Annotated in this window: 5 protein-coding genes; all 5 read right to left on the bottom strand. The window is 64.9% G+C overall.

The window, feature by feature from the left end; genetic code table 11:
• Nucleotides 1-14: 14 nt before the first annotated feature.
• Nucleotides 15-3,332: a hypothetical protein gene (locus VFZ66_13265; GenBank protein HEX6290157.1), complete on the bottom strand. Its 3,318-nt coding sequence runs from the start codon at nucleotides 3,330-3,332 to the stop codon at nucleotides 15-17.
• 445 nt (nucleotides 3,333-3,777) lie between these two features.
• Entirely contained in the window at nucleotides 3,778-4,437 is a 660-nt protein-coding gene (locus VFZ66_13260; protein ID HEX6290156.1) for a thiopurine S-methyltransferase, read from the bottom strand.
• Between the two features lie 241 nt (nucleotides 4,438-4,678).
• The gene (locus tag VFZ66_13255) at nucleotides 4,679-6,499 is read right to left on the bottom strand and encodes a peptide ABC transporter substrate-binding protein (GenBank protein HEX6290155.1); all 1,821 of its coding nucleotides are present in this window, start codon (nucleotides 6,497-6,499) and stop codon (nucleotides 4,679-4,681) included.
• 253 nt (nucleotides 6,500-6,752) lie between these two features.
• The gene (locus VFZ66_13250) at nucleotides 6,753-7,364 is read right to left on the bottom strand and encodes a hypothetical protein (protein HEX6290154.1); all 612 of its coding nucleotides are present in this window, start codon (nucleotides 7,362-7,364) and stop codon (nucleotides 6,753-6,755) included.
• A gap of 575 nt (nucleotides 7,365-7,939) precedes the next feature.
• Nucleotides 7,940-19,132 carry a calcium-binding protein gene (locus VFZ66_13245; protein ID HEX6290153.1) on the bottom strand — a complete coding sequence of 3,731 codons (11,193 nt, stop codon included), beginning with the start codon at nucleotides 19,130-19,132 and terminating at the stop codon, nucleotides 7,940-7,942.
• Nucleotides 19,133-19,217 lie beyond the last annotated feature (85 nt).

Raw genomic sequence — 19,217 nt, 5'->3', positions numbered from 1 at the left:
AGTTGGCGGGTCTGCTACCCGGCTGCTGCGTCACTGCTCGAATCCGGCTGCGTGGGCGGGCCGCCCTCCGCGCCTTCCATGCCCGAAGCGGCGGGCGTCACCGCCTGGCGCGCGTCTTCCTCCTCCGATACCGTCGGCTGGCGCACGGCGCGCGGCACCACAGCGCCTAGGCTGGCCTGCGCAACCTGCGCGTTGAAGGCCGGCAGATCCGTCTCGATCAGCCGATTAAGCTGATCGAGCTGCGCGTTGATCTTCCCCGACAGATGCTTCAACGCCTCGTACGCCTGATCGGTCGGGCGATAGTTGCCCACCTCGACGACCGACGGCAGCGCCGCGATCTGCTCCAGCAGCCGCACGCCCGCATTAAGATTGTCGGGCCAGCCGGGACGCAGATCGGGCACCAGCAGCTCCTTCTCGATCTCCAGCACGCGCTCCTTCAGCTTCGTCGCCGCCGGGCCGATCGAGTCGCCGCCGGGCAAGCCCTCCACACGCTTCGCCCAGCCGTCGAACTGCTGGCGCAGGTCGCGCATTCGGTTGATCGCGTTGACCGTCACGTTCGTCTGCTCATGGATCTGCATCAGCAGATCGTACTGCGCCTGAAGATCCTCCTGCGAGGCGGGCGCTCCTGGGTCGCAGATGATCTCGAACGACTCCGTGAGCGACTGATCGTCGACCGCCAGCGCCACCTGATACGTGCCCGGCACCACCTGCGGCCCCGCGATCGTCAGCTCGGCTGCGGGATCGCTGCCCTCGATCTTGGCGGCGGGCGCGTGGCGCGCATCCCAGACGAAGCGGTTCCACCCGGCGTTGGCGCTGATCTTCAGCTCATCGTCCTTGGCCTTGTCCTTCTGCTCCGGCTTCTCCTTGTCCGCCTCCTGCGGATCGCGGCTGCTGAACGTGCGGATCGTCTGGCCCGCGCTGTCGCGGAACGTCAGGCTGATCGGAGCGGTCGGCTGCTCCTTGAGATAGTAGGTCACGATCACGCCATCGGGCGGATTCTGCCCGGCGTCGAGGAAGGTCCGAACGAGCGCGTTCTCCTGCGTTTTGCTCTGGACGAACGCGCCGCCGCTGCTGCTCAGATAGTTCTTGCCGGTCAGGCCGCTGGTCCAGTCGATGCGCTGCACGGGCCGCATGGTCGCGCGCGGCTTGAAGAGATGCGCCTCGGCCTCCTCGATCGCGTCGGGCATCGTCCGCAGCGGCGTCAGATCGTCCAGAATCCAGAGCGACCGGCCATGCGTCCCGGCGATCAGGTCCGTCTCGCGCACCAGCAGATCGTGGAGCGGCGCGACCGGCAGATTGAGCTGGAAGCGCTGCCATGTGCCGCCGTCGTCGAACGAGATGTACAGGCCCGTCTCGGTGCCGGCGTAGAGCAGCCCAGGCCGCACCGGGTCGGCGCGAATCACGCGGGTGAAATCGTTCTCCGGCAGCCCGCCGACGATCGCCTGCCACGTCTGGCCGTAGTCGCTGGTCTTGTAGAGATACGGGCGATAATCGTCCAGCTTATAGCGCGTCGCGGCAATATAGGCCGTGGCCTTGTCGTAGGGCGATGGCTCGATGCAACTGATCAGCGCCCGCTCCGGCATCTCCGGCGGCGTGATCCGCTCCCAGCGCTGGCCGCCGTCGCGCGAGATATGCAGCAGCCCATCGTCTGATCCGGCCCAGAGCACGCCCGGCTCGTGCGGCGATTCGGCCAGCGCAAAGACCGTCGCGTACGTCTCCGCGCCGATCGAGTCGCGGTTGATCGGCCCGCCGGTCGGCTGAAGCGTCTCCGGGTCGGCGCGCGTCAGGTCGGGGCTGATCGGCTGCCAGCTCTGGCCCTCGTTGGTCGTCTTGAAGACAATGTTGCCGCCGACGTAGAGCACGTTGGGATCGTGCGGCGAGATCACGATCGGATAGGTCCAGGCAAAGCGGTATTTGTCCTCGATCGCGCCGCGACCCGACATCACCTCCGGCCACGTCGTGATCATCCGAATCTGCCGCGTGCGATGATCGTAGCGTTGCAGGCAGTTGCCGCCGCCGGGCGAGCTGCCGATCGCGCCGACATACACAATGTTCGGGTCGTCGGGCCGCACCGCAATATAGCCGCTCTCGCCGGTCCCGGCCTGAAAGCAATCGCCCCAGGAGATCGCCATGTGCGGGCTGCGGCTGGGCACCGCGATGCTGCTGTTGTCCTGCTGCGTGCCGTAGACGATGTACGGGCTGCGGCTATCGGCGGCGATGTGGTAGAACTGCGCGGTCGGCTGATTGTAGATCGTCGACCACGTCGCGCCGCCGTTGAGCGAGACGCACGCGCCGCCGTCGTTGGCCTGGATCATCCGCTGCGGGTTGCGCGGATCGATCCACAGGTCGTGGTTGTCGCCGTGCGGCGTGGCAATCTCGACAAACGTTCGTCCACCGTCGCTCGACTTCCACAGGCTCAGGTTGTTGACATACACGGTGTCGGGGTCCTGCGGATCGGCGGTGAGGTGCATGTAGTACCAGGCGCGCGAGATCAGGTTTTGGTTGTCGCAGACGCGCTCCCAGGTATCGCCGCCGTCATCCGAGCGGTAGAGGCCGCCCTCCTTGGTGTGCTCGACGAGCGCCCAGACGCGCCCCGGCTGCGCGGGCGAGGCCGCGACGCCGATCTTGCCTTTCAGCCCCTTGGGCAATCCCTGCCGGTCGGTCAGATCGGTCCACGTCTCGCCGCCATCGCTCGATCGCCACAGGCCGCTGTCGGGGCCGCCGCTCGAAATCTGCCAGAAGCTACGGTAGGCTTCCCAGACGGCGGCGTACACGATGCGCGGGTTCGTCTCGTCGATGCTCAGATCGACCGCTCCCGCTTTCTCGCTCTTGAAGAGCACCTGCCGCCAGCTTTTGCCGCCGTCCTCCGACTTGTACACGCCGCGCTCGGCGTTCTGCCCGAAGGCATGGCCCAGCGCCGCGACAAAGACGATGTCGGGGTTGTGGGGATGAACCCGGATCTTGCCGATATGGCGCGTGTCGGTCAGTCCCACCTGCGCCCAGGTCTTGCCGCCGTCGGTCGATTTATACACGCCGTCGCCGTGCGACACATCGATCCGGATCGTCGTCTCGCCCGTCCCGGCGTAGATCACCTGCGAGTCGGAGGGCGCTACAGCCAGCGCGCCGATCGACGCCGTGGTGAAGAAGCCGTCCGACACGTTCTGCCAGTAGGTTCCGGCGTCGGTCGTCTTCCAGACGCCACCGGCACACGCTCCAAAGTAGAAGACGTTTGGATTGTGGTAGTCTCCGCACACGGCAACGACCCGACCGCCGCGGAATGGCCCGATACAGCGCCAGGGCTGAAGGCCGTGCATGTGATTCGTTTCGGTCATGTACTGTCCCGTGTCGAACAACACGATCCATACCGCTCGCCGCTCAGACGATCCGGCATGATCTGTTGAATCGATGAGCTGCAAGCACGTGGCTTTTGGGGAGTCACCTGCCTGCCGCAGCGAACTGCTCGTATGACGCGCCAGCGGCTACGGCAGCGTGGCCGCCGACGCGATTCCAATCTGGGCCGCGTGGATCTGGATGCGCTGCCCCAAGCACGCGCGATTGTACCATGAAGGCCGATGTGTGCCGCAAGCCTCGCGGAGTCCGTCTGGTAATCAGCGACGATTGTAGCGTTGCCGTCAAATCGATCGTGTCGCTGCGTCACATATGAAGATCGCGGCCCAACGCAAACCACGACCGGCTCGTGAGTCGTGCTCACGAAACGGTCGTGGTCGGATGATGGTGGTGTGTAGAAGGCGCTAGCGGATCTGGTGCCGCGCTGGCTCAGGCGGTGATATGCGGGCCGATCTTTGTCGCCATGAAGCCGTGCTCTCTGAGGAAGCTCAGCCCAAACTTGGGGATCATCCGGTGCTCAGGCCGCTCCGGCTGCTCGATATGCTCGACCGTGTAGCCCGGCCCATAGTAGCTAAACGTTTCTTCGGGCGTGATGCTGAAGGGCGGCTCCGGCAGCAGCGGCGCGTACTCCAGCGTGACGACCAGTTGTTGCGCGCCGACAGGGATCAGCTCGTCCAGCTTGGCGATGTAGCGCAGGCGCATATCGTGCGGCAGCGCCACCAGCGCCGCGCGATCGTACACCAGATCGATGCGCCCGACATCCTCGCAGGTCACATCGAACATATCGCGGTGCAGCAGCGTAATGCGCTCGCTCTCGTAGCGATAGCCGTTTTGCTGGTAGGATAGCCCATTCTGGTGAAAGAATTGAACGATCGCTTTCTCGACTAATTCAACGCCGATGACATGATCGGCGTGACGAGCAAACCAAAGCAGGTCATTGGTTTTGCCGCAGAGTGGCACCAGGACTCGTTTGCCGCGTAGTGATTCAGGAGTGGCGTAGTCGAGAACAAATGGATGAATATCGTGGCGATGAAAGCTGGTTGCGCTGCCCTCACGCTCCCATGAGTCGAACCAGAATTGGGGGTGCATACATCTCTCCTGTCTGTTACAACAAGAATAATGCAACATGTCTAAGAATTTCTTGATACAACGATGATAAAGCGCTGAGGATTAAGGCTGATTGTCGACGTTAGACTTAAGTTGTAGCAGCGCCGCTCGATTGACCCGATGGCATCAGGCTACGTAGCCATCGATAAACCCGACCACCCGCGCGCAGCCGTGTTCGGCCCGAATCTTTGCGCCAGGCTCGGCGGCGTTCTGCCGGATGCGCTTACCTGCGCTCCCAGGCTTCAATATTCCAGGTGATCGGTATCGATCCGAGCGGAAGCTTAACGCCGTGGAGCGCGGGCTGGCGCAGCGCGAGCCTGGGATACTCGAATAAGGACAGCGACGGCAGATCCGCCGCGAAGCGCTGCTGCTGCTGCTGGTAGAGCGCTGTTTGCTCCTGGCGCGAGGTCGGCGCGGCCAGGCGATCCAGCAGGCTATCGTTCTCGGCGCTGTGCCAGCCCGCATAGTTATGACCAAGCCAGTTGTTATCATTCTGAGGAATGCGGCTGGAATGCCACAGCGAAAAACCATCGGGATCGCTGCTACCCTGCCAGCCGAACATCACCAGATCAAAGCGGTGCTGCTCCAGGATACCGAGCGCGCCTAAAATCGCGCCTCTCGGAGCCGGTCGCAGGTCGATCTCGATGCCGCTGTCCGTCAGGTACGTTTGAATCATCGTTGCGACGCGCTGGCGCAGCTCGCCATCCTGAGCATAGTACATCACCAGGCGCAGGCGCTTTCCGTCGCGGGCAGCAAAGCCCTCGGCATCGGGCGCGTAGCCTGCCTGGATGAGGAGCGCGCGGGCACGCGCCGGATCATAGCGATAGCGATCCAGAACCGGCAGATACGCCCAGCTATCCTGGGGAATCCAGCTCTGCATGACTCGCCCGCGCTCGCCAAAGACCGCTTCGACGATCGCCTGACGGTCGATCGCGTGCGCGATGGCCTGACGCACCAGCGCATTAGTTGCCGGTCCTGCGAGCATGTTGAAGTCCAGCCGCTCCCAGCGCTGCTCGAAGGCGTGATCGAGCGTAAATCCCCGGTCGATCGCCTGCTGAACCTCTGCGTCGACGGTTTCGATCGCCCGATCGGCGAGCATGTCGAGATGCCCCTGGCGCAGGCGCTCAAGCAATAGCTGCCGGTCGGGGATGACCTCAATCACGACTCGCCCGATCCTGGGCTGCGTACCGGCAAAGTTGGGATTCGCCTCAAGCGTAATTTGTTGGAGCATCGGGCCGGATTCTGCTGCCGACATACGGATCACACCGGGCATCGGCGGGTTTCGCTCATCGCCGACATAGCGCCACTCGCGCACGGCGTATGGCCCGGCGCTGACCGGGCGCAGGGCACAAAGCCCGGCCTCGATCTCGCCCGGCGTCAAGCCCTTGAGCGCATGGGCCGGATACAACATGCCGGCAAAGGGTTGATTATAGCGTAGCGGCTGAAGCTCAGGCAGATAGGTGATCACTACTGTCCGCGCGTCGGGCGTGTCGATCCGCTCGATCGATTCAACCAGCCCACGGTAGGTGGCATCGTCGTGCTGAAGCAGCTCGTAGGTAAATTTGACATCGGCGGATGTGAGCGGCTGTCCGTCGGACCAGCGCAGATGATCGCGCAGACGGAACATGACGACGAGCTGCTGTTTGCCAGACTGACTGTGCCGAACGAAGTGCGCGCCGCCGTTTTCCAGCGTCGGCACACCCTCGGCCAGCATCGGGATCAGGTTGCCCTGCTGATCTTCGGCGACCAGCCCGCGATGCACCGCACCCGCGATAAATCGAGTTGAAGGCCACGGCGCGCTGGCGAGCAACGTGTTCGGGATCGCCGCCGACAGACCGATGCGCAGCGTTGGTGTGTCGGGCGGCAAGGGCTGAGCTGTGGTCGCGGCCTGGAGACACGCCTGCGGCAGCGAAGCGCTCTGGACCTTGTTCGGTAAAAACTCCGCATGCTGGCTGCTCTGTCGAGGCTGTGTCGGCTGGCCGCTCGGCGCGAAGCGATCGTTGCACGCGGCCAGGATCAGGATCGATAGGATAGCCAGACTCATCGATCCGATCAGCCCGTATGAGCTGTGTCGCTCTCGCGGTTGCGTGCGCATGGTGTTTGTACCTCGTGCAGAATCGACGAGCCTGTTCTGGCAACGCGCGTGCGATACTGCATCAAAACTGGAATCTTTGGGAAATAATCCGCGCCGAGGCATTCGGCCTGGCACCCGCCCCCGGCCTCGCAGGGCATAGGTACGCGACCTGGCACGTGGTGTTATTACCACGTGCCAGGTTGCTGAAATAGCTCACGCGCGGTTAGCGCTGCGAGCAGTTACCCCACTGGTAGCCCGCGCCGTCCCACTGGCTGTAGCCACCGCCGCAGTTTGCCATCTGCATGCCATTGGGATGACCGCCGCTCCAGCGCGTGACGTGACCGTTAGCTACCGAGACATTGCGCCCGGTATCGCCCCGCCACTCAAGGCTGTAGAGCGTGCCGTAGCTGGTGATGTATGGGTTATAGTGGTTCTTCTTGGGCTTGAACGAGACGCCCGCCGAGCCGCCGTTGTACGACAGGCCAAAGTTGAACGATATGCTCTCGTCGTATACGTCCACCCGCCCTGCCGGGCTGCGGTCGCGCAGGCGGGCCGCGCTGGTGTTGGAGCGAAGCCATGGCTCGAAGCGCGTCATGCGCCAGGGCCAATCCTGTGTCGAGTAGGCCGTGCCGGAGGTGTCGACGAAGAAGTTGGTATCCGAGCCTGAGATCTTGCAGAATGACCAGTTGGTCCAGGCATCGACCATCGTGCTGTTGCCGTCGCCCCAGCCCACGTCGAACCACCAGCTCGCGGTGCCGCCACAGCTACCCACCTGCTCCCCGCTGATCGGGCCGCGCGCGCGCGATCGTTGAATCACCTCATTGTTGATCGTCACCGGAACCGCACCCCTGCCATCAGGGTCTTGCCCGTTGTTAGATGCGTCCACCTGTCCGTTAGCGAACGTGCTGATAGGAGCCAGAGCGAGCATGAGTCCCAGAGCTGCCAAAGCTTTGTGCTTCATGGTACTGCCTTTCTCTCCGCGAAACGCGAACCGTGTCGTAGCATCCTTGAGGATCAGCACTCCCAATCACAGGTGATCTTTCCCGGGCAAGCACACCTGGCAGTATAACAATCGAGGCATTGCTCTATCGTAATACTTGTTTGACGTGTGAAGGTATTCATAGACCGATACCAGCTAGTGCGACGTCAGAGCAGGATTTGGGGCGTCCCCCAAAATTCCCTCTCTGATGCAGAATCGCATACGCCGTTTCCCCAGCCTGCGCCGTGATTCTGCACGACAAGGATGCCAACCGGATGAAAATCATCCTAACATAATGCTTTGAGATAGTCAATTTTTTGTAAAAGAATCTGTTAGAGCTGGCTGAGCGAATCGCGGTCAAAAACAAATGGCCCGCCGTGCTGCCACAGCGGACCATTGCCGTCGATCGTCGTTGGGCTGTGCCGGACGCCCTAGTTACACGTGAAGTGCCCAGGGTTATCCGGGTGGACCGGATTGGCGTTGTCTTTGGTTTCGTTGGAGAAGACCATCGCTAGCTCGCGGAAGCCCGACGATGTGCGATTGGCCGTGTTGTCCGCGCCGTCGCCCTCGGCCAATTCCTGCAAGAAGCGGATCATGCCGGGGCTGAGGCTGCGCGTGATCATCCACTCGCCGTACGCGCCGGGGCAGACGTAGTACACGTTGTACGCGCCCACCCAGTCCATCAGCCGGTCGCCCGGCACCGGGCCGGTATCGCCGACATTGGCTTGCAGCGCATCCTGGCCCCAGCCGCCATAGGCATAGTCGATGCCGTCGTAGCTCTCAGGGCCGCCGTAGGTAAACCACTCCGGCGAGTCCGTGTCGGGACGCGGCTTCACGTCCAGATAGTCGTCGCCGTAGCCGCCCCAGAGATGATCGTGGTCGCGACCGCCCCACAGCGCGTCGTTGCCGTCGCCGCCGAAGACGCGGTCCTGGTCGGTGCTGCCGGTCACGTCCGCATCGCCGTCGCCGTTGAGCAGATCGTAGCCCGCGCCGCCGTGGAGACTATCGTCGCCGTCGCCGCCGAGCAGCGTATCATCGCCCTCAGCGCCGTCGCCGGTGACAAACGAGAAGAGATCGACCTGTCGTGTAAGCGTGCCCTCCACAAAGATCGTATCGCTGATGAACGGCTGCTGCGGCGCGATCTCGCGCTCGCGTGTTCCGTCCTCGATCCGGTTGGTGATCCGTCCCAGATCGCCGACGATCGCGTCCTCGCCGGCATTGCCCTCAAGCAGGTCGCCGCCTAGCTGGCCGTAGAGATCGTCGTGCCCGGCGTTGCCGCGCAGATGATCATCACCGTACGCGCCGGTCTGCTCCGGCGTCTGCTCCATCGTCGTGATGCGCTTCACCAGATCGTAAGCTCCGAGGCCGCCGACCAGCTTTTGCCAGATGCCCTGGCCGTTGGTTTCGCGCTCGATCGTGGCGTTGTCAGCCAGCAGCACATCGTCGTCGTCGCCGCCCTGCATCACGTCGTGCCCGTCGAGCAGATTGGTCGGAGCGACCGTGCCGCCGATCACGCCGTCGCCTGCGGAGTTGCCGCCGAGCAGATCGTCCTCGTCGTCATCGCCGAAGATCCAGTCGGAGCCGTGGTTGCCCTCGATGGAGTCGGGACCGGCACCGCCGTGCAGCTCATCGCCGCCGCCGTCCTCGTCGGTCGCCGCCGCGCAGCTCGTATCGGCTGCGTCGGCCTGACCGTCGCCGTCGTTGTCGCTGCCATCCAGACAGTCGTAGCCGGTCGATGTCGCGCTCTCGCGTCCGTCGCGGTCGTTGTCCACGCCGTCCGCCGGGTCTTCGTCCAGGCGGCTATCGCCGTCGGCGTTGGGCGAGCTGTTGCCCTGGCCGAAGATCAGATCGCGCCCGTCCTCGCCGAAGATTCGGTCGCTGCCGCTGGCCTGCGGGCTGACCGTACCGCCCAGCCGCTCGACATCGAAGAGCGTGATCGTGCGCACGACATCGCCCGTGTTGGGATCGAGCCGCCACGCGCCGTCGCCGGATGCGGCCCGCCCGATGCGTGCGTTATCGCCCGCGATCACATCGCTGTCCTCGCCCGCCGTGGCGCTGGTGCCGTCGTCGCCGAAGATCGTATCCGCGCCGTCGAGCAGGCGATTGCCCACGCGGTCGGCGTCGATCACGCCATCGTCGGCTGAGCTGCCGCCGATGATGTCATCCTCGCCCGCGTCGCCGGAGATCGTATCCGCGCCGTGATTCCCCTCGATGTAGTCGAAGCTATCGCCGCCGGAGATCGTATCGTTGTCGCCCTGGCCGAAGATGCGGTCGTGCTCGCCGCCGCCGGAGATCGTATCGCCGCCGCTGCGATTCCCCGCGACCGTGCCGCCCGCAAGCTGCACGTCGTAGAGCGTCACGTCGCGGAGCACCGCCTGCGTGTTCTGGTCGAGCTGCCACAGGCCAGCCGCCAGAGGCCGCGTGACGCTGCCGTTATCGCCGATGATCACGTCGGCTGCGTCGTCGCCGGTGATAGTATCGGCAGCGTCCGTCAGATCGGCCTGCACCGTGCCGCCGACGATGTCATCCTGTCCGGCATTGCCGTGCAGCGTATCGCCGCCCGCGTTGCCTTCGAGCAGATCATCGTCCGCGTTGCCGGAGAGCGTGTCGTTGCTGCCCTGGCCGTAGAGCAGATCGTCGTCGTCGCCGCCTTCGAGCGTATCGCCACCGCTCACGCTGCCGAAGTGCGGCGAGTCGATGTCGCGCAGGATGCGAGTCTCGTGCCGGATGCCAGCGTTGAACGTGTTGCGCTGCCACTTGCCGTCGACCAGCGTGCGTACCAGCAGGGCATTATCGCCTGCCAGCACGTCGAAGCCCGCGCCGCCAAGCAGATGATCGTCGGCGTCGAGGCGTCCATCCACGCCCTGCGGCCCGTCGTCGTTGATGCGCCCGGTGCCGCCGACCAGATCGTCGTTGCCGTCGTCGCCCTGGAGCAGATCGCTACCGGCGTTGCCCTCAAGGTAATCGTCGCCGGAGCCGCCGCCGAGCGTATCGTCACCGCCCTGGCCGTAGAGCAGGTCATCGCTGCCCTCGCCCAGGAGCCGATCGTCGCCACTGACCGCCGGGCTGACCTCCGGGCCGCCGACGACCGCTACATCCAAGAAGCGAATGCTGCGGACCACAGCGGCGTTGAAGGTGTTGACCTGCCACAGGCCGACGCTGAGAGGTCGCGTGATCTCGGCGTTATCGCCAAGCAGCACGTCGAAGTCGTCCGGCAGGTCGCCGACGTTGTTGCTGCCGTAGAGCCGATCCTCGCCGTCGAGCCGCCCATCGACCGCCGTCGCCGGATCGTCGCTGGTGGTGCGGCTGGTGCCGCCGAGCAGATCGTCCTGACCTGCCCCGCCGTAGAGCGTGTCGTCGCCCGCGTTGCCTTCGAGCGCATCATCGCCCGCGCCGCCGAGCAGCAGATCATTGCCGCCCTGACCGTAGAGCAGGTCGCGGGCCGCATCGCCGTACAGCTCGTCGCCGCCGCTCACGCCGTCGGCGGGCGTGAAGCTCGTCGTCGCCACGTCGAAGAGCGTGACTACACGACGTGTGACCTGCGTCGCGCCCGGCCCGAAGCTCTCTTTGATCGGCTGCCCGCCGCTCAGCGGTCGCGTGATCGTGCCGTTATCGCCGAGCAGCACATCGAAGTCGCCGCCGAAGTCGGTCACGCCGTTGCCGCCGTAGATCCGATCAGCGCCGTCGAGCGCGCCCGCCTGAGCCGAGCCGCCGATGATGTCGTCCTGATCCGCGCCGCCGAGGATCAGGTCGCTGGCAGCGTTGCCCTCAAGATAATCGTCGTTGGCGTCGCCGTGGACCTCGTCGTTCTCCGCGCCGCCGTAGATCCGATCGTCGTCCTCGTTGCCGTGGAGCAGATCGCTGCCGCCGAGCGTCGCGTCCAGCAGCGTCACCGCGCGCGCGCTGCCCGTCACCTGGGCGTTATCGCCCGCGATCACGTCAGCGCCGCCGTTGCCGTCGATCGTATCGCCCGCGTCGGGCGTGCCCGCCACGGAGCTGCCGCCGATCAGGATGTCGTTGTCGGCATCGCCGGAGATCGTGTCGGCGTCCTCGTTGCCCTCGACCGTGTCGGTGCCGATGCCGCCGCGCATGGTATCGTTGCCGGTGTTGCCGGTCATACGATCCGCGCCGCTATCGCCAAAGATCAGGTCGTCGTGGGCATTGCCCGCGATCGTGTCGTCGTCGGAGCCGCCACGGAGCGTATCCGCGCCGTCGTTGCCCGCGATCCGGTCATTGCCCGCGTCGCCAAACGCCTGGTCGCCGCCGCCCTCGCCGAAGATCACATCGGCTCCTTCGCCGCCGCGCAGCGTATCGGCGTCGCCCTCCGACTCCGAGAAGCTCGGCGAGCCGTCGGCGCTGCCGGTCGCGCGATTCGCGCTGCCGGTATCGCCCAAGAGGTAATCGCGTCCGCCGCTGCCGTCAAGCTCGTCGCTGCCGCGTCCGCCGCTCAGGTCGTCGTTGTCGGCGTCGCCGAAGAGCTTGTCGTCGCCGTCCTGGCCGAAAAGATCGTCCTCGCCGCCGCGTCCATGCAGCTCGTCGCTGCCGGAGCCGCCGTCGAGCACGTCGTGGCCGTGCGGCACGTTTGGCCGATCGGTATCGCCGTCGAGCGTATCGTTGCCGACGTTGCCACAGAGCCGATCGTTGCCGTCGTCGCCGACCAGCTTGTCGCTGCCCGCGCCGCCGAAGATCTGATCGTCCTCGGAGCCGCCGCTGATCTGGTCGTCGCCGACGACCGCAGCGTCAGCCGCGTCGCAGGTGGTGGCGTTGTCGCCGTAGAGGATGTCCGCGCCCTGGTTGCCCTCAAGCGTATCGTGGCCGGGTCCGCCCGCGACGGTATCGCCGAGGTCGGGGTTGGCGTCGGTGCTGGGCCCGCCGATCACCGAGTCGTCATCCTCATTGCCGTTGAGCGTGTCCGTGCCCGGCCCGCCGATCAGCGAGTCGTTGCCGGAGCCACCGTGGATCGTGTCGTCGCCCAGCTCGCCGCTGAGCACGTCATCGCCCGCGCCGCCATCGATCGTATCGACACCCCCGCCGCCGTTGATGCGGTCGGAGTCGTCGTTGCCGTTGAGCGTATCGTTGCCATCGCCCGCCTTGATGCGGTCGGAGCCGGAGCCGCCGGAGAGCACGGCGCGCGCCGTGAACGGGATCGGATCGCCGTTGGCCTCGGCACCGGGCTCCAGCGAGATGGCGTCGTTGCCGTCGCCGCCGTCGCCCAGGATTCGACCGCCCGCCTTGATCGTCACCTCCTCATAGACGCCGAAGGCCGAGACGCCGAAGCGCGTGCCCGCCGCGTCGAGCTGACGAACGATGATCTCTTCGTTCTTCTCGTCCACGGCCACGCCGCGCCCGCCCGCGTTCGGCCCGATCTTGAGCACCAGATCGTCGCCGACCTTGTCGGCAAGATTCGGATTGGCCGGCTTACACAGATCGACCGTGAAGTCGATCAGCGTGACGCGCACGATGTCGAAGCGGAAGGTCTTTTTGAAGAAGCCGATCCCGATGCGCACGAACGCGCCCAGGAACGCCTCTAGCTTGCCCGAAATATCGAAGAGACAGACCGGATTCTTGATCTTCTCAACAACCTCGTCGATGCGCAGCTTGCCGTCGGGGTTGGGACTATCGTTGAGGTTCATCCCGACCGTAAGCTGGATGCCGCCGTCGACGCCCGCCGCGACCAGGCCAAGGTCGACGCCCGCCGCAGCCGAAACCAGGCCGATCAGCTTGATCTCAGGCACGTCGACGCCCTTGGCGTCGAGGTCGTCGATGAAGATGCCGTCGAGCAGCCGGTCGCCGGAGCCGCCCTGGATCACCTGGCGGATACCCGACGTATCGTAGCCGATCGCGATGCGGCCCTCGATCGTGGCCGAGCCGCTGATCGTGATCGAGACGGGCACGGGGCCGATCATGATCGGGCCGAAGGTGTAGCTCACGCCTGCGCTGGCGCGGAGCGTGCCTGGCTCGTAGCGGACGATCGTCACGTCCTTGCCCATCAGCAGCCCGAAGATCTGCTTGGAGTCGCTCAGGAACGGGAACGACAGGCCCTTGACGCCGAAAGCGCCGTCTGAGCTGCTCACGCTAAGCGTCCCGCTGCCCTGCTCGATCTTCGACAGAATATCGGTCGTGCTGTCGGGATTTGTCACCAGCGCGTCGGCGCGCTCAGAGCCAACCGGGTCGCCCTGCGCGAGGTCTTTGTTGACATCGAACGCGCCGCCCAAGCTGCCAAGCGGGATCAGCAGGTTGTCGGTCTTGAGATTGGGCAGATCCTTGTTGATGAACTCGATCAGGCTGATGATGCTATCGATCATCTGCGTGTCGTAGCCCTGCGCCTTCATCAACGAGTAGAGCGAGATCGGGTCCTGCCCGACCAGCTTGGCGAGATCGGAGAGCACCGGCAGCGGCGCGCGCACCGTGTCGATCACCGGCTGGAGCGGCGATGTCACCTTGCGGATATTGGTCGCCAGCGGCTCAAGGAAGCGGCTGACGAACGATCCCACGTCGAGGTGCAGGTTGCCGAAGCGAAGCTGCGATAGCTGCGACGACTCGCCAAGCGTGAGGTCCCATTTCAGGTGGAAGGTGCCGAGCACACTCGGCAGATCCGAGCCTTCGGTAAAGCCGGTGCGGATGCGCAGATCGACATTGGCCTCCGCGCGCACGCCGAGCTTCAGGCTGGTGCCGTCGTCGAATAGCTCGCCCAGGCTAAGGCGCTGATCGGGCTTCGTCGTGCGCAGGTCGAGCGACGTGGTCAGCGCCAGCCGCGTCGGATCGTCGTTGGTGTTCGCCTGTCCGTCGCCGTTCGCGCCGTCGCGCAGCGTGACGTGCAGGAAGCCGAGCTGGCCGACGATACAGCGCGTCGGGGAGAAGCCGCGCAGACCTGCCGGGCCGCTGTTGGGATCGCTCGGAAGCTGATCGCCAGCGCAGGCCTGCGGCGCGTCGCCCATGCCGACCTCGACGCCGAGGTTCAGCTCAGGATCGTTGCCGTGGCCCTCGCCGCCCGCGACCAGATACGGCCCGACGTTGCGGTTGAGGCCGAAGTCGAGCAGCAGCGACCAGCCGCCGCTGGACTTGAGGTTGCCCGCGCTGCGCAGCGGCAGGCCCGCCAGACCGATGTCGAAGGGTAGCTGCTTCTCGAAGCCCTGGCCGATCTTGACCGTGATGCGCACATCGTCGATGTCCGTGACCTTGTCGACGTTGTCGCGGCAGGTGTTGCTGGGCGCCTTGGTGCATTGCAGCGCCACCTTGACATCATCCGCCGTCACGCTGCCGTCGCCGGTGTTGTCGAGCAGCAGCTTCGCGCCGCTCGGACCGACCTTCTCAAAGACTTTTTGCTTGATGAACGCCTGCACATCGAGCGCGTCGGGCGTAGTATCGCCGTCGCCGTCGGCGTTGCCGACCTGCTTAAGCTCGTCGCCGAGCGTGATCAGCGGCTCGACCACGCCGGTACGCAGCGCGTGCGCCACGTTCGCCCCGGCGTCGAGCGCCTTGCCGACGAGCGGCACGCTGGTGTTGGAGCTGGCACCGTCGAGCCGCTGCTCAAGGTTGAGCAACAACTGCTGCACCGCGCGCAGGATCAGCGTCCAGTCGAGCAACTGCTTGGCGATCTCGTCTTCCAGGTTTTGCGGCGTGGAGACGTACCAGCCGGGCAACGTGCCGAGATCGTCGGGCGCTTTGGTGATGTCCTCAATGCGGAAGTCGATGTCGCCCAGGTAGCGCACCTCGGTATCGACCTGGAGGCCGATCGAGAGCTTGGCGCAGGCATCGCCGTTGAGGTCGACCGGGCCTTGCGCTCCGTCGCCGTCGGGATCGGTCTTGCCGCACGCCACAGGCTGCTGCGGCCCGCCAAAGGAGACTTTGAGGCCGCTCAGGAAGCTCGTTGCGGCGATCGTCTCCTTGCCGTCGGCGTTGCCGTCGGTGCCGGGATTCTGGAGCGCGAAGCGCGCGCCGATCCTGGCGGTGCCAATGCTGAAGACCTCGTAGGCGTCGTCGGTATCCCAGTCGTTTTCGGCACCGCCCGCCAGCGTACACGTCAGCGACTTCGCGGCAACCGAGGTCACGCTACAGCTTGAGCCGTCGGTGATGTTCTTGAGCCGCGCCCCGACCGGGATCTTGCCGGTGGTAAAGTCGGCCCCGGAGTCGTCCAGCGCGGCGGCGTTGGCGCTGCCGGTGTGCTTGCCGCTGGTCAGCTTGAGGTTATTGCCCAGCTTGACCGTGAGCGAGGCGATGCTGGCGCTCAGGTTCAGGTTGTCGGATGTTGCGCCCGCCTCCAGCTCCACGCCGGTCGAGTCGAGGATCATCAGCTTGCCGGGATCGAACTTCGCGGGCAGCGGCACGGCCAGATCCAGCCGGGCACGAGCGGCATACTCCAGCGCAAGCGATGATTCGGAGTTGAGCTGGATCAGATCGGTGTCGCCCAGGTTGAATTTGACGGGTACGTCGAGCTTCGGCACCGTCCGGTCGACGCTCGCGCACTGGGCGATAACCGTGTTCTGGGTGGTGCAGATGCCGTAGCCCAGCGACACCACTAGATCCTGAATGCCGTCGCCGGTGGTCTGGCCCGGCAGCGGCAGGTCGCGCAGGCTGAAGGCCAGCGCCTGCGGCGGCAGATCCAGCTTGGACTCGATCAGCTCTTCCAGCTTTTCGAGCGACGACGGCTGGATCACCGGATAATTGGCGCTGTGCTCGCCAGCCGAGTCGGTAAACTTCAGCCGGATCTTGTAGTCGCCGAGCCTGGTCAGGGGCGTGCTCGGATCGCCGTCGTTGACGACAAAGACCGCGTTGGCCGTGGGATCGACGCCGACCGTGTCCTTGGCCGCATCGCCCGATGTCCGCTCGCCAGCGGTGCCGCCCGTGATCTCCCAGGTGATGCCGCTGGCGGCCTTGAAGCCGGTCGCCTGACAGTAGATCGTCGTGCCGTCGGGCACGGCGCTCACGTCGCCGGTCGGCGTGTCGGTGTTGTTGGTGCCACAGGTGATTACCGCGCTCGGCCCCGACCGAATATCGTTGATCACCGAGTTGACGTTGCGGAACTGCGTGATCAGCTTGCGCGGCGTCACGCCGACAATCGGCAGCTCTTTGTCGAGATCCGCCGGGCTGGTAAAGGTTTCGACGACCGTCGCCAGGCGGTCGAGGCTGTCGAGGATCACATAGAGCAGCGCCAGGGGATCGCCGCCGACCTCGTATTTATCGCCCGCGTCCCAGTCGTTCTCGGCGCCGCCCGTGAGCACACAGCTTGGCGTGTTGCCGTCGAGCGATGTGACATTACAGCTTGAGCCGTCGGTGGTGTTCTTGAGCGTGGAGCCGACAAGGCCGGGAACGCTGCTGAAGTCGCGGGTGCCGTCGACCAGCGTCGCCGAGTCGTTCGCGCCGTTGTGGGTGCCTTTGGCGAAGGGCGCAATGTCCAGCACTTTGAGCTTATCGTTAAAGTCCAGGCTGGGCGTGACGTTCAGCGTGTCGGGGTCGGGCAGACAATCGTTGCCGAAGACATCGGGCCAGGCAATATCGACGCCGCCGCTGATGATCTGATTGGCCGCGTCGCGCAGCCCGGCCTTGACCGCGATGCCGCTGGTCAGCTTGACGTTACAGGCGGCCTGGATGTTCGCGCCCAGGTTGCCGAGCAGCTCGCGAATACGGATCGCGTCGGGGATCGTGTAGGCGTCGGGCGCGCTGCCGCCGACTTTGATGCCGGGGCCTTTGATGTCGATCGCGACCATCGGCTTACCGGCCACGGCTGGCGCGATCTCAAAGGCGGTCGCGTCCTGCTTGCCCTCGGCGGTCACTTCGATCGGGCCGATCTGACCTCGGAGCTTGACCGTGGCCTTGACCGTCGTATCGGCACGAAACTCGTGCTCGCCCGCGCCGCTGCGCACCTTGATAAAGAAGCGATCGGCGACGTCGCCGTTCTCGACGATCTTATTGACATCGGCGACCAGGATCACGCCGAAGGTGACATCCAGCTCGACGTTCGACGGATCGATCTCGACGCTCGCGCCGCTGTCGGGGCTGAGGCCGATCAGGTTGGTCTGGCTGCGGAGCTGATCGCCGAAGTCGAGCTTGCCCTCGATCTTCTTGGGATCGAACGACTTTTTCAGGCGATAGGTCAGCGTCTTGGTCGCGCGATCGTACTTCAGGTTGCCGGAGCCGCCGTCGAAGCCGCCCAGCGCCTGGTCGGTCAGCTTCTCGAAGAGGTCTTGCGCCGAGATGAAGCGCGGCGCGACGGTATGCTGCGCGCCGGACGGATCGGTAAACTTGACCTCGACCTGAGGCTTGCCGGCGGTTTTGAGCTTAAATTGAGCGTTGGCGGTCGGGCTGACGCCAACGGTCTTGAGGGCGTTCGCTCCGGTCGTGTTCACGCCGAGCGTGCCGGTGCCGGATTTAATGCTCCAGGTCGCGGCGGTCGGGGTTTGCAGCGCGACCGCCTGGCAGTAGACGACATCGCCCGCGCGCGCGCTGGTGACATCGCCGGTCGGGGGCGTGGTGTTGTTCTTCCCGCAGATGATCGCGGCGTCGCCCTGGCGCTTGATAAACGCGACCAGCGGCTCGGCAAAGGCCATTGCATCGCCCAGTCGCTCCTTGAGGAAGGGCAGCTTGGGATCGGTAACGCCCTGCGAGGCCAGCAGGCCGGATGCAAGCTGCGCGAGGCCGCTCAAGACCTCGGCGGGATCGATATTGGTAAAATCGGTGAGCGCGCTCAGGTTGAGCGAGGGCGCGCTCAGGCCATCCGCCAGCGAGGCATCGACCAGTATGATCGTGCCGTCGGGGCTGCCGTCGATCAGCGTGCTGTCGAGGCTGATCTGCGCATTGATCGCGTTGGTGCTGGGATCGTCGACCAGCTTGATCTCGGCCAGATCGGCGAGCGCCGTGTTGGTCCACTCGTACTCGGTCAGCTTGCCGTTGCCGTCGGGATCGAGCAACTGCAAAACGATGTCGAGATCCAGCGCCGCGCTGCCCGTGACGGTGACGTTGGTAAAGCCAAGCTGCGCGTTGAGCGTGCCGATCGTCGTGCCGCCGCCCGTGCCTTTGGCGTCGACATGCACGTCGAGCCTGGGCGTGCCCTGGAGATAGAACGCCAGACCATCCAGCGCCGGATCGGTCGAGCCGGTGTTGAGCTGGAAGTTGAGCGTTGTCGCCAGCGTGAGATCGGCGGCGATGCCGCCGCCGCTCAGGTTGACCGCGCCCTCGGAGAAGGCCAGCGGGAGCGTCACGGTGCGCTTCGCGGCGACGGTAAAGCCCACGTCGATCAGTTGGCTATACTGCGCGTTACGCTCGACCTTAACCGCGTCGAACGTGACAAAAACGCCGCCGTACGTGCCGTCGGCTGCGTCGATTGCGTCGCGTAGCTCTGTAAGATTTTCGTACGATGAAACCCTATCAAGCGCCTGGCGCAGTGAATCCTTGAACAGGTTATTCAAGCGCAGCGCTTTTTCGCCGCCCGGACTGACATCGGTCAGCGGAATGGCCGTGCCTAACTCTTCAAAGCCGCCGAACGTATCGAGCAGGATCGAGAAGCTTCTCAATCCGTCGGCGATCCGATTGGCGTTCAGATCGACTGCCTGGGTGCGCTGCGGCACAAGGCTCAGGAGCACCATGAGCAAGACGAGTAACCGGGACATGCGGTGCATACGCGACATATGTTTCTCCGACTGTGCGAACGGGAACGAAACCGATGAACGAACAGAGTCATGGATCGACTAGCCGTGGGCCTGTGGCTCGTCC

It is taken from the genome of Herpetosiphonaceae bacterium, from assembly GCA_036374795.1.
Lineage (GTDB): Bacteria > Chloroflexota > Chloroflexia > Chloroflexales > Kallotenuaceae > LB3-1.
This window is presented reverse-complemented; position numbering and strand designations above follow the sequence as displayed.

Coding starts and splice junctions, on each gene's coding strand:
- VFZ66_13265 (HEX6290157.1), bottom strand. CDS start 3,332: ATGACCGAAACGAATCACATGCACGGCCTTCAGCCCTGGCGCTGTATC.
- VFZ66_13260 (HEX6290156.1), bottom strand. CDS start 4,437: ATGCACCCCCAATTCTGGTTCGACTCATGGGAGCGTGAGGGCAGCGCA.
- VFZ66_13255 (HEX6290155.1), bottom strand. CDS start 6,499: ATGAGTCTGGCTATCCTATCGATCCTGATCCTGGCCGCGTGCAACGAT.
- VFZ66_13245 (HEX6290153.1), bottom strand. CDS start 19,132: ATGTCGCGTATGCACCGCATGTCCCGGTTACTCGTCTTGCTCATGGTG.